This is a genomic window from Rhizobium metallidurans (assembly GCF_014196505.1).
In the GTDB taxonomy this organism is placed as follows: Bacteria; Pseudomonadota; Alphaproteobacteria; order Rhizobiales; family Rhizobiaceae; genus Rhizobium; species Rhizobium metallidurans.
Map to the genome: position 1 here is coordinate 66,614 of NZ_JACIDW010000009.1, position 15,663 is coordinate 82,276.

14 protein-coding genes and 1 riboswitch are annotated in these 15,663 nt (G+C 62.1%); of the genes, 9 read left to right on the forward strand and 5 right to left on the reverse strand.

The genetic code is table 11. The features are described 5' to 3' along the window. Window positions 1-78 precede the first annotated feature (78 nt). Complete coding sequence (cysP, locus tag GGQ67_RS14720; protein WP_183900897.1) at window positions 79-1,065, reverse strand: thiosulfate ABC transporter substrate-binding protein CysP; 987 nt, start codon at window positions 1,063-1,065, stop codon at window positions 79-81. A 307-nt stretch (window positions 1,066-1,372) separates the two neighbouring features. Then, window positions 1,373-1,484, forward strand: a riboswitch (TPP riboswitch). On the opposite strand from cysP, the gene GGQ67_RS14725 reads away from it, so the two are divergent. The 7 genes from GGQ67_RS14725 to GGQ67_RS14755 all read left to right on the forward strand — a co-directional run bounded on the left by GGQ67_RS14725 (window position 1,476) and on the right by GGQ67_RS14755 (window position 6,189). Further along, on the forward strand, window positions 1,476-2,084 hold the full coding sequence (locus GGQ67_RS14725; RefSeq protein WP_183900898.1) for a YkoF family thiamine/hydroxymethylpyrimidine-binding protein: 609 nt from the start codon (window positions 1,476-1,478) through the stop codon (window positions 2,082-2,084). It overlaps the preceding riboswitch by 9 nt. A 35-nt stretch (window positions 2,085-2,119) precedes the next feature. Next, window positions 2,120-2,944 carry an ABC transporter permease gene (locus GGQ67_RS14730; protein ID WP_246400187.1) on the forward strand — a complete coding sequence of 275 codons (825 nt, stop codon included), beginning with the start codon at window positions 2,120-2,122 and terminating at the stop codon, window positions 2,942-2,944. Then, window positions 2,941-3,729 (forward strand): ABC transporter ATP-binding protein, encoded by a 789-nt coding sequence (locus tag GGQ67_RS14735; RefSeq protein ID WP_183900899.1) that lies wholly within the window; start codon window positions 2,941-2,943, stop codon window positions 3,727-3,729. Before GGQ67_RS14730 ends, GGQ67_RS14735 begins: the two co-directional genes overlap by 4 nt. After that, window positions 3,726-4,766 carry an ABC transporter substrate-binding protein gene (locus GGQ67_RS14740; RefSeq protein ID WP_183900900.1) on the forward strand — a complete coding sequence of 347 codons (1,041 nt, stop codon included), beginning with the start codon at window positions 3,726-3,728 and terminating at the stop codon, window positions 4,764-4,766. Before GGQ67_RS14735 ends, GGQ67_RS14740 begins: the two co-directional genes overlap by 4 nt. A 244-nt stretch (window positions 4,767-5,010) precedes the next feature. Continuing rightward, entirely contained in the window at window positions 5,011-5,214 is a 204-nt protein-coding gene (locus GGQ67_RS14745; protein ID WP_018898056.1) for a hypothetical protein, read from the forward strand. Window positions 5,215-5,389: 175 nt separating this feature from the next. After that, window positions 5,390-5,614, forward strand: coding sequence for a hypothetical protein (locus GGQ67_RS14750; RefSeq protein ID WP_183900901.1), 225 nt, complete (start codon window positions 5,390-5,392; stop codon window positions 5,612-5,614). A 320-nt stretch (window positions 5,615-5,934) separates the two neighbouring features. Beyond that, the gene (locus GGQ67_RS14755) at window positions 5,935-6,189 is read left to right on the forward strand and encodes a DUF982 domain-containing protein (RefSeq protein ID WP_183900902.1); all 255 of its coding nucleotides are present in this window, start codon (window positions 5,935-5,937) and stop codon (window positions 6,187-6,189) included. A gap of 18 nt (window positions 6,190-6,207) precedes the next feature. Here the strand turns inward: GGQ67_RS14755 and GGQ67_RS14760 are convergent, their stop codons facing one another. The 4 genes from GGQ67_RS14760 to GGQ67_RS14775 form a co-directional block, all read right to left on the reverse strand. Continuing rightward, window positions 6,208-6,630, reverse strand: a complete 423-nt coding sequence (locus tag GGQ67_RS14760) for a hypothetical protein (RefSeq protein WP_183900903.1) — start codon at window positions 6,628-6,630, stop codon at window positions 6,208-6,210. A gap of 50 nt (window positions 6,631-6,680) precedes the next feature. Next, a complete protein-coding gene (locus GGQ67_RS14765) occupies window positions 6,681-7,175 on the reverse strand; it encodes a histidine kinase (RefSeq protein ID WP_183900904.1) in 495 nt (164 codons plus the stop codon). Between the two features lie 162 nt (window positions 7,176-7,337). Then, complete coding sequence (locus GGQ67_RS14770; RefSeq protein ID WP_183900905.1) at window positions 7,338-10,490, reverse strand: efflux RND transporter permease subunit; 3,153 nt, start codon at window positions 10,488-10,490, stop codon at window positions 7,338-7,340. Beyond that, window positions 10,490-11,602: an efflux RND transporter periplasmic adaptor subunit gene (locus tag GGQ67_RS14775; protein WP_183900987.1), complete on the reverse strand. Its 1,113-nt coding sequence runs from the start codon at window positions 11,600-11,602 to the stop codon at window positions 10,490-10,492. The genes GGQ67_RS14770 and GGQ67_RS14775 overlap by 1 nt, the downstream gene beginning before the upstream one ends. A gap of 772 nt (window positions 11,603-12,374) precedes the next feature. Between GGQ67_RS14775 and bcsN the strand changes: the two genes are divergently transcribed. Beyond that, the gene (bcsN, locus tag GGQ67_RS14780; protein WP_246400188.1) at window positions 12,375-13,376 is read left to right on the forward strand and encodes a cellulose biosynthesis protein BcsN; all 1,002 of its coding nucleotides are present in this window, start codon (window positions 12,375-12,377) and stop codon (window positions 13,374-13,376) included. A gap of 59 nt (window positions 13,377-13,435) precedes the next feature. Further along, complete coding sequence (gene bcsA / locus GGQ67_RS14785; protein WP_183900906.1) at window positions 13,436-15,625, forward strand: UDP-forming cellulose synthase catalytic subunit; 2,190 nt, start codon at window positions 13,436-13,438, stop codon at window positions 15,623-15,625. Window positions 15,626-15,663: the final 38 nt, after the last annotated feature.

The window sequence follows — 15,663 nt, forward strand, 5'->3', positions numbered from 1 at the left end:
GCTCAGCGGACATGATGACGAAAGTGGCCCGGCAGGCAAGCGCCAGCCGGGCCAAGCTGTGTGATGTTTGATTAGCGCCTATCGGCTGCCATAGAGCTTGTCGAGGACGCCGCCGGAGGCGAAGTGTTCCTTCTGGATCTTTTCCCAGCCGCCGAACGTATCGTTGACGTTGACAAGGCGGATCGCCGGAAACTGATCCTTGAACTCGCCGGCCACCTTCTCGTTGCGAACGCGATGACCGAACTGCGCGGCGATCCGCTGGCCATCCTCCGTATACAGGAAGTCGAGATAGGATTTCGCAAGCGCCTCGGTGCCATGCTTGGCGGCGACCTTGTCGACCACCGCCACGGGGAATTCCGCAAGCAGGCTGACCGACGGGATCACGCCCTGCACCTTGTCGGAGCCGTACTGCTTCTCGATGCCGCGGGTCTCGGCCTCGAAGGTGATCAGCACGTCGCCGGTCTCGCGCTCGACGAAGGTTGTCGTCGACGCGCGGCCGCCGGTGTCGAAGACCGGCACGTTGTCGAAGATCTTGGTGATGTAGGCTTCGATCTTTCCTTCGTCGCCATTGTAGGCTTCCTTCGCCCAGGCGTAGGCCGCGAGATAGGTGTAGCGCGCGTTGCCCGAAGTCTTCGGGTTCGGGAAGACCGCGCGCACGTCGTCGCGGGCGAGATCGCCCCAGTCCTTGATGTTCTTCGGGTTGCCGGCGCGCACCAGGAAGGATGGGAAGGAGTAGAACGGCGAAGCGTTGTTCGGAAACGCCTTGGCCCAATCCTTGGAAACGAAACCGTTCTTCGCGAGGAAATCGATGTCCGTCGACTGGTTGAAGGTGACGACGTCGGCTTCGAGGCCCTCGATGATCGAGCGCGCCTGCTTGGACGTGCCGGCATGCGACTGATCGATCGTAATGCCCGGATTTTGCTTGATGAAGGCTTCGTTCTCCGAAGCGAAAAGCTCGCGCGATACGTCATAGGATGCGTTGAGAAGCTTTGTCGGCTCCTGGGCATGCGCCTGAACGGAGAAAAGGGCGGCAAGCGCTGTGCCGAGAATCAGAAGGCGGTTCATCTATCGCTCCGGTGTTTCATTGTGCGTTGAAACTAATCGGACAGCGCCCGGATCGCGAGGAACCGCTGCCCCGGTTGCCGACTGGCTTAGAAATTCTGTCCCTTTTTCGCCATATTTCGCGGCGCTTTTACTTCAGGCGATGCATGAACCATACTATGAACGCTGCCTAAGTTGCTGCTAATAAAATGTTTTCCCCACGGACCCAAGACGGTGCGCCCTTAAGGCCATGGTGACAAAGCCCTGCGGGGACATGGCTCTTCGGTTCGCGATATTGCTCTTGCGCTGGTTCAGCCTTTGACGTATCACCCACCCATCACAGGGGTGCTCCGTAATGCCGGGGCTGAGATACGATCGCATGATCGTGGACCCTCAAGCTGATCTGGATAATGCCAGCGGAGCGAGGTAGAGCGATGTTTTCCGGCGCACAGATTTCCCTGTATCCCATGACCGGCGATTTCGTCGGTGTCATAACCCGGGCGCTTGCCGCGCTCGATCCCCATCGCGACCGGTTGCGGATCGAGACGGACGACATTTCGACGCTGATCATCGGCACGCCCGACGTCGTCTTCGCCGCCATGCGCGATCTGTTCGCGGCGGCCGCCAGCAGTGGCGAGCATTGCGTACTGCACGCGACCATCTCGCGCGGCTGCCCCGGGGAGCCGGATGATCCGATCTGCCAGACGCCCGAACTGACCGGCCCCATGGCGCCGCTCGACGAGCGGAAGGCACGGGCGCATCAGGCGGTCAAGGACGCAGCCGTTATCGGCCAGGAAGCGGCCGCGCAGTTTTCGCTTTATACGCTCGGGATCGACGGCCACATGGACGAGATCTATGGGTGCATCGACTTCCTGAAGAATTCCGGCGTCTTCGAGAAATCGAAGAACTTCTGCACGAAGCTGCGCGGCGATACCGGTGCCGTATTCTCGACGGTGCACGAGGCGCTGGTGCGCTTCGGCCCGCCGGCGGGCCATGTGACGATCGACCTTACCGTCTCGGCCAACAGCCCTTCGAAGCGCTAAGCGCCGCACCGCGCGCGCCCAAACCGGTTGGTCCCATGTCGACATCACGTCCGCCCGCATGGCAGGTCGTTCGCGACCTGCACCATCACATCCGTACCGGCCTCGGCCGGGCGCTGCCTGCCATCGTGGCCGTCTGCCTTCTGGTGGCAGCCTGGGAGGCCTATGTGCGCCTGTCGGGTATTTCACCCACGACCCTGCCCGCGCCGTCGCGTGTTCTGGCGCAGACCTTCCAGTCGCGGTGGGCCCTGTTCGACAACGTGGTGCCGACATTGCGCGCCACGCTTGCCGGCTTCGGCTGTTCGCTGGCATTGGCCTTCATCCTGTCGGTGCTGCTCGATTTCTGCCAGCCCCTGCGTCGGGCGCTGTTTCCGCTCTTCATCATCAGCCAGACGCTGCCGCTGGTCGCCATCGCGCCGCTGATCGTGCTGTGGTTCGGCTTCGGCCTGATGCCGAAGATCCTGCTTGTCGCGCTTGTCACCTTCTTTCCGATGCTGGTGGCGCTCTGCCAGGGCTATCAATCGACCGAAGACGAGTTGCAGCAGCTGGTCGCCTCGATGGGGGCGCCGCGCTGGAAGCAGTTCCTGCTCGCGCGCCTGCCGTCCGCCTTGCCCTTCTTCTTCGCCGGGCTGCGTATATCCATCACCTACGCCGTGGTCGGCGCGATCTTCGCGGAATATGCCGGCGCCGCCAAAGGGCTCGGCATCTACATGCTGAACGCCAAGAACAACTTTCGGCCCGACCTGGTTCTGGCCGCCGTGTTCGTCAGCGCCGTGCTGACCCTGACGCTCTTCGGCCTCACCGTCATAGCCGAACGCCTGGCCATGCCATGGACGAGACGCGGAAAGGGCGGAACCAGATGAGCGCTCCACGCCTGGAACTCGACCGCGTCACCTGCAGCTACGACGAAACCGCCGTCCTTTCGGATATCTCGTTGACGGTCAGGCCCGGCGAGTTCGTCTCCATTCTCGGGCCGTCGGGATCGGGAAAGTCCACGCTGTTCAAGCTCCTCACCGGCGCACGGCGTCCTGACGGAGGTGCCATGCGCTTCGATGGTCGCGTGCTCGACCGCGCGGGCCGCCCCTTCGCCTTCATGCCGCAGCGCGATGCGCTGATGCCGTGGCGGCGCATCATCGACAATACCACGCTCGGTCTCGAGGTGCAGGGCATGCGCCGCGCCGAGGCGCGCCGGCGGGTGATGCCGCTTTTCTCCGAATTCGGCCTCGATGGCTTCGAAGAGCATTATCCGGGGGAACTATCGGGCGGCATGCGGCAACGCGCGGCGCTGCTGCGCACCGTGGTCCAGGACAAGCCGATGCTTTTGCTCGACGAACCGTTCGGCGCGCTCGATGCCTTGACGCGCGCGGGTATGCAGCGCTGGCTGCACGAGATGTGGTCGCAACACGACTGGACAGCGCTTCTCGTCACGCACGACGTGCGCGAGGCGGTCTATCTCTCCGATCGCATCTATATCTTCTCGCCCCGCCCTGCCCGCATCATCCGCGAGATCACCGTCGATCTCCCACGCCCGCGCATATTGGACGGATCGGCGCGTGCGCGCGCGGCTGAGATCGAGGCCGACATTCTCGACACGCTCTTCAATGCCCCGAACGACGCCACAACGACCAATTTGGAGGAAACACCATGAAAACCCCGATGCTGACCCGCCGCGCTGCCCTGGCTTCGGCCGCGGGGCTTGCTCTGACGCTGCCAATGTCGCCGCTGCTGTCGAGGCCGGCCCGCAGCCAGGAGAAGCGCCCCGTCAAGGTCGCGCTGGACTGGACACCGAATACCAACCACATCGGCCTCTTCGTGGCGCGCGACAAGGGCTTTTACCGGGATGCGGGCCTCGATGTCGAAATCCTGCCCTATACGGATACCTCGGCTGGCACGCTGGTTGCCAACCATGTCGCCGATTTCGGCATTGTCGGCTCCATCGGCATGATGACCCAGCGCGCCGCCGGCGCCGATCTCGTCGCGACCTACGCCGTCGTCCAGACCGAGACCGGACGTCTCGTCTTCAATGCCAATCGCGACGACATCCGCAGTCCGAAGGATCTCGACGGCAAGACCTATGGCGGTTTCGGCAGCGCCTGGGAGAACGCGCTGATCGGCTCGCTGATCCGCAACGATGGCGGCAAAGGCGAGTTCGAGACCGTGACGCTCGGCACCTCCGCCTATCAGGCGCTGGCCAACGGCAGCGTCGATTTCACGCTCGAGGTCTACACCTGGGAAGGCGTGCAGGCGGAGCTCGAGGGCGTCAAGCAACGCGCCTTCCGCTATGCGGATTACGGCGTTCCCGACGAACACACGACGCTGCTCGCCTCCAGTCAGGCATTTCTGGACGATAAGCCGGACCTCGCCCGCGCCTTTCTGCAGGCGACCCGCAAGGGTTACGACTTCGCGGTGGATCGCCCCGACGAGGCCGTCGATCTCATGATCGCGGCCAATAGCGACGCACTGACCAACCCCGCGCTGGTCCGGGCCTCGCTGAAGGCGCTGATCGACGGGCGCTACTTCCGGACGCAGGACGGCATGACGGGGCGCATCGACCCGGCGAAGATGACGGCGATCGGCGACTATCTGTTCCAGGCGCAAATCCTGAAGGACGCCGACGGCAAGCCCCTTGGCGCCGCGCCGGACTTCTCGCGCTATTTCACCAACACCCCGCTCGACGCCGCCTGACGCACGGTATCGGCCACCAGTTTCCATCAGTAGCTTCGCGCGGCCGTGACTTCGGCCGCGCGCCTTCCTGAACACGGACCAAGGGCCGGGTAGCAAAGCGCGTGCGTTCATGCTCTCTTGGCACTATCAGGTGTCATTTCGGGACGATGCTGGCTATAGTTTATTGGATATTAAGAACGTTGAACGAGACTCGCCTAGCCGTGACAGCGAAGCATGTAAATCGATGCAGGCAAGAATCGCTTGCATGAATGGCATGGCGGAAAACATGGAACATGAAGGTTTCGATCTACCGTTCCTCCTCAAGGAGATTGATATCCTTGCGGATGAACTCAGCAAGCTGCCTCCTTCGATGGACAGGACGGCGCTGGAACTTAGACTGGCACAGATGCGCCAGATCGTTGAACTGCGGCATACGCGCCGCGGCATGAAAAACCTCGATCCCAACTAAAGGTTAGACTGTCGTCATTTGGTGCACTCTGTTGTTGCAAGTGCGGCAAGCGAAGCCCGATTGCCGGCGATCTTCGCCGCACCGCTTCGCAAGCAATTGGCCAGATCGACGATTGTGCTTAAAGATTCCCGGCAAAGAGGCTAATGAACGCGCAAGCGAAGCAGAGGATGTGGCCATGGAACCGGAAACCGTAACGATCGACAACCGCAACGACTTTTCGCTTTGGGCGATCGAGCGTGCCAAGCTGATCGTCAGCGAACAGGGGACGGCGCTTGCGCTTGCGGCGCGAGATATGGACGACACCGAGATCGGTCAGGCCGGCAACGCGCTGGGACAGGCGATCGCCGATGCCATGATTGAAGTATTCGACGGCCTGATGAACGGCGTTGCCGAGGAATAGCGGCTCAGTCGTTGATCTCCAGCCCGAAAGACCGGCAAGAATGGCGCCCGATATTCTTTAGGGAACCTTTCCGTGCCTCACGGGTTTTATCTGCGCAACGTATTGAAATCCGCGTTGCTGGATCAGCAAGCCCAATGCAATCCAACCAAAAGCCCGGTGCAGCCCCTCGCACCGGGTTTTTTCTTGTGCGTTGCTGTCGGCGTCCGCGCCTGACGCATAATGAACTTACTATATGTTAAGAGAGGCATGTCACCGTTGCACGGATCGCCACAAAGGGATTGTGCTTCGAGGGGTATAGGGCGTTGGATACGAGACCATGGATGATCCCCGTTTTGGTTGCCTGCAGGCGGAGCGGCGCTGTCCATACGGTCACCAGTACCCGTGAAGCGCTAAGACTGCTTTTTACCGCATGGCCGGTCTCGGAAGGCAAAGCCTACTTTTCCGCTCTGGAAGTGTGTGACGGGGTCGCGATCGGCAAGGCATCGCCGGAAGATGCGCGCCTCGCCTTTATCGCCGCGGCCGATGAGGCCAAGGTGCCATACGACGTGGTGCCCGCGACGCCTGTTTCGCTCTAAGCGCCTGGGCTGCGCTCACTACTCGGTGCCTTCCTCGAACGTATAGGACGCGCACATGCCATCGGAGCTTTTCGGCGCTCGGCTACCGGTGAACACCGCGATCACCGACAGGCCCTCACCGGCAGACCAGTTCGCGACATAGGTGACCGGCCCGGATCCGCAGAGACGATTGCCATTCAGCAGCTCGGGATCAGAGGGATCGGCCACGCGATAGACGGATGCCGGAACGCGCTCGCCATCGACGACGAAGTTGTCGGCAACCAGATTGGAAAAGGAAAGCTCGTCACCGGTCTCGAAGGTGATGCTGAAATCGTCCATCGCGATGTCGCCAGTGATCGACATCGCGGTGTTGCTGACTGCCTTGTAGTCGTCGGCCCGTGATGGCGCCGCGGTCGACAAGGCGCAAAGCGTAAGAAGAAGACATGTTTTGAAGAAGCGCATGATGACCTCGGGGCGAAGGCAGGCACGGGCAGAGCCGTGCCCGCGAGATGTTACTCGGCTGACGGTTTCAGGGAGGTGATGATGGCCTGCAGTTCCGCTGCATGCTCCTCCTGCGTTCCCTTCGATCCCCAATAGGTGATTACGAGCAGCTTGCCCGCTTTCGGCGAGACCAGCGAGAGCCCGATGTTGACGCCGCCGTCGTTGTCGGTTCCGGTCCAGTCGAAGTTCGTCATGTCCATGCCGTTGATGGTCTCATCGGACTTCTTCTGCGTGGAGCCATCGACCTTCACGCCGTTCTTTTCAAGAAAGGCAATGGCGTCGTCGATCACCTTGTCCGTGCTCTTCTCGTCGGCGACGTCGATCGAGAGGTAGATGGCCGAATCGTCGGACGTCGCCTGAATGCCGGTTTCGGTCTCCTCGGGTTCCCAGCTGCCGGGGATGGCGATCTCGGCGACCGGAGCGTCGCTAGGGAATGCAAGCGTTTTGGCCTGGCTGATGCCAGGCATGAGAGCGGCGAGAAGCGCGCCGACGATAATCGTCTTCATGGAAGGTCCCTGGGGGTTGGAGGACATGTGTGCGGGGCATAGTCGCGCGACCGCGTTAAGAATATCCGCATATAGCCGCCGCACCTCCGCTCCACCCCAGAAATGGCTCGGGCCGGCGTGGACATGATGTCCACGCCGGCCCGTTGTTTGAAAAGGCCGTCGTTACTCGCCGGGAACGATCGCCGGATCGCCGCCGGGAGCCGCCTTTGCGCTGTTGGCGGGTTTCGGTGCCTTCCAGGCGATCAGGCGGTAGAACATCGGGATGAAGAAGGTCGCGATGAACGTCGCCGCGAGCATGCCGCCGATGACGCCGGTTCCGATGGCGTGACGGCTGGCCGAGCCCGCGCCGGAACTGATGGCGAGCGGCACGACACCCAGAATGAACGCCAGCGACGTCATGACGATCGGACGGAAACGCAGGCGGGCCGCCTCGATCGCCGCCTCGCCGGCGCTCATGCCCTCCTGCCGCTTCAGGACCGCGAACTCCACGATAAGGATGGCGTTCTTGGCGGCCAGACCGATCAGCGTCACCATGCCGATCTGGAAGTAGACGTCGTTGGTCAGTCCGCGCAGCATCGTTGCCAGCAACGCGCCGAACAACGCGAACGGAATGGCGGTGATGACCGCGAGCGGTAGCGTCCACTTCTCGTATTGCGCGGCGAGGATCAGGAACACCATGATGATGCCGAAGATCATCGCCTGCGTTCCGGCGCCGCCGGCCGCCAGTTCCTGGTAGGCCGAGCCAGTCCAGGCGATCTGGTAGCTTGCCGGCAAGGTCTCGGCCGCGACCTCCTGCAATGCCTTGATCGCATCGCTGGACGTATAGCCGGGAGCCGGATTGCCGGTGATCTTGGCGGAGTTGAACGCATTGAAGCGCTCGACCTGATCCGGGCCGATGATGCGTGTTACGTTGACCAGGGCGTCGAGCGGGATCATGGCGCCGCTGTCGGACCGCACGAAGACCTGACGAAGATCCTGCGGCGACTGGCGGAACGCGTCCTCCGACTGCAGCTTGACCTGGTAGTTGCGGCCATAGAGCGTGAAGTCGTTGACATAGAGGCTGCCGAAGGTGGCCTGCATGGCATCGAAGACGGTATTGATCGGAACGCCGAGCGCCTTGGCCTTCTCGCGATTGAGATCGGCGCGGTATTGCGGCACGCTGGAATCGAACGTCGTTCGCACGGCCGTCAATTCCGGCCTTTTCGACGCCGCCGCCACGAGCTGGGCCGCCTGATCGGCGAGACCGGCGATACCGTTGCCGCCGCGGTCCTGGACATAGGCTTCGAAACCACCCGTGGTGCTCAACCCCTGAATGGGCGGCGGATTGAATGCGAGCACCATCCCGTCCTTGATGCCGCTGTTGGCGCCGATGATCGGTCCGGCCATGTTGCGGGCGTCGAGCTCCGGCGTGGTTCGCTCCTTCCAATCCTTGAGGATGATGAAGGAGACACCCGCGCTGGTCTTGAGACCGCCGGAGAGGATATCGAAGCCGGAGACGGCGAAGACGTCCTGGATACCAGGGAGCTCCTTGGTATTGGTGACGACCTGATTCATGACGTCGTTGGTGCGCGGCAGAGACGCGGCCGGCGGCAGGATGGCGACCTGCAGCACCCAGCCCTGATCCTCGTTGGGCACGAGCGAACCGGGGATGGTGTAGAACATGTAGCCGGTCGCGCCCAGGAGCGCTCCCACGAGAACAAGGCCGATCGCGAAGCGCTTGACGAAGAACCGCACGCCGGCCGTGTAGCCTGCCGTCATCCGGTCGAACGCCCGGTTGAAGACGCGGAACGGCAAGGCTGGCTGATGGTGGCCGGGCTTCAGGATCAGTCCGCAAAGCGCGGGCGTCAGCGTCAGTGCGACGATCCCCGACAGAATGACCGAAATCGCGATCGTCACGGCAAACTGCTTGTACATCTGCCCGGCCAGGCCGCCCATGAAGGAGACCGGGATAAAGACCGAGCAGAGGACGAGAACGATCGCCACGACCGGACCCGTGACCTCGCCCATCGCCTTGATCGCGGCTTCCCGCGGCGGCAGCTTTTCCACGGTCATCAGGCGCTCGACGTTCTCGAGCACGACGATCGCGTCGTCCACCACGATGCCGATCGCGAGGACGAGACCGAACAGCGTCAGCAGGTTGATGGAGAAGCCCAGGATGTACATGCCGGCGAAGGTGCCAACGATCGAAATCGGGACCGCGATGACAGGTATGAGCGTCGCCCTCCAGTTCTGAAGGAACAGGAAGACCACGATGACGACCAGAGCGATCGCCTCGATGAAGGTTCGCAGGACTTCGTCGATCGAGACCTGAATGAACTTCGTCGTGTCATATGGCACGCGGTAGTCGATACCGTCGGGGAAGGACTTCTTCAGCTCTTCCAGACGCGTCGACAGGGCTTGCATGGTGGCCAGTGCATTCGCTCCGGGCTGAAGATAGACGGCGATCGGCACGGCCGGGATGCCGTTGAGACTGCTCGTCACCGCATAGCTCTTGGTGCCGAGCTCGACACGGGCGACGTCCTTCAACCGCAGGGTGGCCGCGTTGCTGTTGGAGCGCAGAATGATGTCGCCGAACGCCTCGGGATCGGCGAGCCGGCCCTGCGTGGTGACGCTGTAGGTGAAAGGCTCGCCACTGGCGCTTGGCTGGTCGCCGAAACGGCCGGCGGCGAACTGCGAGTTCTGCTCCTGGATGGCGGTCGAGACATCGCTTGGCGTCAGATTGTACTGCGCCATCTTGTCCGGACGCAGCCAGACGCGCATCGAATAGTCGATATCGCCGAGAATATTGACATCACCCACGCCCGGGATGCGCTTGAGGTCGTCGAGCACGTTGAGCAGGGCATAGTTGCCGACATAGGTGCGATCGTACTGGGCGTTGTTCGAAAACATCGCGACGAAGCCGAGAATCGAATTCGAGCGCTTCGCGACCACGACGCCCTGGCGCGTCACTTCCTGCGGCAAGGTCGATGTCGCGCGTTGGACGCGGTTATTGACGTTGATCGCCGCCTGGTCCGCATTCGTTCCAAGCGCGAACGTCACCGTGATCTGCATCGTGCCGCTGTTGGAGTTCGTCGATTGCATGTAGAGCATGTTCTCGACGCCGTTGATCTGCTGCTCCAACGGAGCGGCGACCGTTTGCGCCACCGTCTCGGCGCTGGCGCCGGGATAGTTCGCCGTAACCACCACCTGTGGCGGCACAAGTTCCGGGTACTGCGCGATCGGGAGAGCACGCAGCCCGAGAATGCCCGCAAGCACGATAACGATTGAAATGACCGCCGCGAAAACCGGGCGGTCGATAAAGAACCTGTTACTCATCAGTTGGCTGCCGTCTCTTTCGTGCCCTTGCCGGCATCGGCCGCGGCCGCTTGAGCCGTGGCATTGACGGCCGAGCCCGGACGCACCTTGATGACGCCTTCAGTGATCAGCTGGTCACCGGCCTCGAGGCCCGAATTGACGATCCAGTTGCTGCCGACCTTCTGGCCGAGCGTGACCGCATTGATCTTCGCCTTGCCGTCCTTGCCGACCGTGTAGACGAACTGGCCCTGCGGGCCCTGTAACAGCGCCACTTCCGGAATGACGATCGCCGAATCGGCGGTCACGCCGCTTACCGTCGCACGCACGAACTGCCCGGGAATGAGCTGACGATCCGGATTGTCGATGACGGCGCGTGCCTGAATGGTGCCCGTGTTCACGTCGACGGTCGCCGAAGTGAAGTCGACGAGGCCTTCGGAGCCGTAGGTCGAGCCATCGCCGAACGTCAGCTTGACGCGCAGCTTCTGCTCCTGGCCCTTGCTCTTCATGAGATCGATGAGATGGCGGATTTCCCGTGCTTCGGCATCCGAGAAGGAGAAGTTGACGTAAACAGGGTCCAGCTGTGTGATGTTGGTCAGCAGGCTCGAATCCGAGCTGATCAGGCTGCCTTCGGAAACCTGCTCCAAGCTCGTGACGCCGCTGATCGGAGCGGTCACCTTGGTGTAGCCCAGATTGAGCTCGGCGGTCTTGACCTGAGCTTCGGCCGAGGCGACCGCCGCTTCGGCGAGTTCGCGCGCGGAAATAGCATCGTCGCGGCTCTTCTGGCTGCCGACTTTCTGATCGAAGAGGCTGATGTTGCGCTTCTCCTCGCGGATGCCCTGGCTGAGCTGCGCTTGCGCCTGCTTCAACCCGGCCTGCGCCTGCATCAGCGCCGCTTCATAGGAGGCCGGGTCCATGAGGAACAGCACATCACCGGCCTTGACCTGCGCGCCTTCCACGAAATTGCGCTTCAAAAGGATGCCGTTGACGCGGGCGCGTACTTCCGTCTGGCGAAACGCCGAGATGCGGGCGGCGTACTGGTAGCTCAGAGGCACCGAGCTCGTGGCGATGTTGACGGTGGTGACTGAAGGAGGCGGTGGGGCCGCGGCCTGCTGGGCCAATGCCGCCGAGGACATGAATATCGATACAGCCGCTACGAGCACGCCACTACGAACGGTGGAAAAATGCCGCTGATTTTTATTTTGCACTATATTCGCCTTTAACTTGTGCTCGATCGACCGAGCAGCCTTCGTTCCCTCCTCCCCTGGCCCTCCGCCAGACTCGATTCCATTGAGAAATGTTCCGTTCGAGACTCCGCCCGCAGCCGGCAAAAGCGACGTTCGCCTGCCGATTGCCTGTCTCGTGGAACCTTGGCACATCCATGAGGAAGCAGCCGGGCATTCCGCCTCTGCTTCCAGTTTATCGTTTTATATCCCGTATTTAACACGCGACGGAAGCAGACGCTCCGCCATCGCGTTTACGTAACAGCTGGGTCGGAACATGTTAAGATGCCGAAATCCGCATGACGCCATGAAATTTATTCATGAATAGCGCTTGGTTGATGATGCCGGGCGGGTACGAACGCGTGTTTTCCGGCCCCGCACATTGAGGTTCGGCGCCAGCGACCTGCTCTAAGCGGGCTCTCCACCGTGGTTATTAGTCGAGCCTAATGTCATGAGGTCAACGGGTCGGTTGCCTGGACATGATCGCCTGAGCGACGACATGTCGGCACAAGCAATTTTTCGTGTTCACGAACGCCGCCACCGCACCCCCAGAGGTCCCGAAATTAACGATTGGTTAACTATATCCGTCGTTTACAATGATTAACGGCCGTCGGGTCGTTGATTCGAGGGCCCGGCGTCAAATTTGTGCCGGATACAGGGGAATACGATTGCGGCGATCGGAAACATGGGTTTGCTAAGATTGATGGCCCTTGCGGGGTTGGTCGGCCTGGTCGCCGGCTGCACATCGACCGGAAATATCAGACAACCAAGCGCCGCTGAAACCATAGCGAGCGAGAAGGCGCTTGTCCTGCCGCCGCCCGGTGGCCCCTCGATCGTGAGCGTCGTCGAGCAGAAGCGTGGCAACGGCGTGGATCAATCCATCTCGCTGTTTACCTCGTCCTCGGTTCCCGGCCAGAATTTCCTCAAAGTGCAGTTTCTCGGCGGGCGGGGTGAGAATCCCGGGGTGGGCAGCGTCTCCTACAAGATGGTCAACGAGAGCACCATCGCGCGCGAAATGGTTGCGGCCGTCCCAGGCGTGCGGATGGCGCGCTCAACGACGTTCCTGCAGAACAGCTACGGTCCCTTCGGCTATGCCTCCGGCACCAGCCGCGGCGGCGACACATGCGTCTACGGATGGCAGCAGATTCGTTCCAGCCGCTCGGACCAGACGCAGGCTCGCAATTTCGGGATGATCCAGGTTCGACTGCGGCTGTGCGATGCGCGCGCGACCGAGCGCCAATTGCTCGGCGTGATGTACGGCTACACCGTCATTGGCACATTCAATGGCGAAATCTGGAACCCTTACGGCACGACGCAAGGGGCCGATCCGACCCTTGGACGCCCCGGGAACCCGATCTATCCCGACGAAGGCGGATATCGCTCCACGCCGATGCCGATCGGCTACGAGCCGGCGCCGGCGCAGACTTACTCGCGCCCCGCGACGGTGCGACAGGCGGATGCTCGCCCTGCCGCCGCGGCGCCGACCTTGCCGCAAGCGATCGGTCCCCGCGTGCCGGGCCCCGACCTTTCCGAGAACGTACCGCAAGCGCCTATGGAAGCACCGGCAATGACCAGTGTATCCGCTCAACCGCAAGCCCCGCGACAGACGATGACCGCGAGCGGGGTCAACGTCCCGTCGCCCGACTGCATCGGCAACACGGCGGCAAGCGCCGCCTGCCAGAGATGACGATCAGATAGGCCGGGACCGGCGACGGTACCCGGCGCAATGCCTTTGAAGGAAAGCCGATGCATAAGGCCCGCAGCATCTTGATCTGGGCAGTGGTTGCGCTCTGCGTGGTCGCGCTGGTGACCTTGCCGGTGAACCTGCAGGCGCAGCTGATCGCCAGCATCACCGTGGTTGCCGTGATGGCGATCATCAAGGGGCTCAAGGGCGAGGGAATGTGGCGTCTGATCGCGCTCGCCTTCGGCACGGCCATCGTTCTGCGCTACGTCTATTGGCGCACGACCAGCACATTGCCGCCGATCAACCAACCGGAGAACTTCATCCCCGGCCTGCTGCTCTATCTTGCCGAAATGTACAGCGTCGCCATGCTGGCGCTCAGCCTCTTCATCGTCGCCACGCCTTTGCCGCCTCGGCCGTCACGCGTTGGAAAGCTACAGCGTTGCCCGCATGTCGACGTTTTCGTGCCGACCTATAACGAGGATTCCCACCTTCTCGCCAACACGCTCTCGGCCGCCAAGGCGATGGACTATCCCGCCGACAAGCTGACCGTCTGGCTGCTCGATGACGGCGGGACAGTGCAGAAGCGCAATTCGAACAAGCTGCTGGAGGCCCAGGCGGCCGTCGCGCGTCACAACGAGCTCAAGCAGCTCTGCGAGGAAATCGGCGTGCGTTACCTCACGCGCGAGCGCAACGAGCACGCCAAGGCCGGCAATCTCAACAACGGCATGCAGCATTCGACCGGCGAGCTGATCGCTGTCTTCGATGCCGACCACGCGCCGGCGCGCGACTTCCTGCTCGAGACCGTCGGCTATTTCGACGACGATCCGAAGCTCTTCCTGGTTCAGACGCCGCACTTCTTCATCAATCCCGATCCGCTGGAGCGCAATCTGCGCACCTTCGACAACATGCCGAGCGAGAACGAGATGTTCTACGGCATCATTCAGCGCGGGCTGGACAAGTGGAACGCGGCCTTCTTCTGCGGCTCGGCGGCGGTTCTCAGCCGCAAGGCGCTGGAATCCCAGAACGGCTTCAGCGGCATCAGCATCACCGAGGATTGCGAGACGGCGCTGGCGCTGCACGGAAGCGGCTGGAACAGCATCTATGTCGACAAGCCGCTGATCGCCGGTCTGCAGCCGGCGACCTTCGCGAGCTTCATCGGCCAGCGCAGCCGCTGGGCCCAGGGGATGATGCAGATCCTGAGGTTCCGTTTCCCGCTGCTCAAGCGCGGGCTGACGCTCCCGCAGCGCTTCTGCTACATGTCGTCCACGCTCTTCTGGCTCTTCCCCTTCCCGCGCACGGTGTTCCTGTTCGCGCCGCTGTTCTACCTCTTCTTCGATCTCGAGATCTTCACCGCCTCCGGCGGCGAGTTCCTGGCCTATACGCTGGCCTACATGCTCGTGAACCTCATCATGCAGAACTACCTCTACGGTTCGTTCCGCTGGCCGTGGATCTCCGAGCTCTACGAGTATGTGCAGACGGTGCATCTGCTGCCGGCGGTGATCTCGGTCATGCTCAATCCGAGAAAGCCGACCTTCAAGGTGACCGCCAAGGACGAGTCGATCGCCGTCAGCCGACTATCGGAAATCAGCCGTCCGTTCTTCGTCATCTTCGCCGTGCAGATCATCGCGCTTATCGTTACCGTCTATCGCATCTATACCGAGCCCTATAAGGCCGATGTCACGCTCGTCGTCGGCGGCTGGAACCTGATCAACCTGATCATGGCCGGCTGCGCGCTAGGCGTTGTTTCGGAACGCGGCGAACGCGCGTCGTCGCGCCGCGTGCGCGTCAACCGCCGGGCGGAGTTCGGCATCAACGGCAAGTGGTATACGGCCTCGATCGAGGACGTGTCGGTGCATGGCGCCCGCCTGCATGTGTTCGACAAGCAGCTGGAACAGTCGCTGGTCGGCGTCGAAGGCGAAGTGCGCTTCCGTCCGTTCAGCGGCGCCGAACTTGAAACGCTGCCATTGGTCGTGCGCAACATCCAGCCGACGGAAGGCCTGCTTGCCGTCGGCTGCCAGTATGCTCCCAAGAGCGCGCTGGACCACCGGCTGATCGCCGACCTGATGTTCGCGAATTCGGCTCAGTGGACGCAGTTCCAGCAGGGCCGGCGCCGCAACCCCGGCCTGATCCGGGGCACGATCTGGTTCGTCGGGCTTGCCTTCTATCAAACGAGCCGAGGCCTCGTCTATTTCTTCCGCAGCATGCGGCCCGAGCGCGAAGAGCAACGGCAGGTCTCGAAGGTGAACGGCTGATGCGGAAGATCGCCACGAGCCTTGCTTTTCTCCTCGCC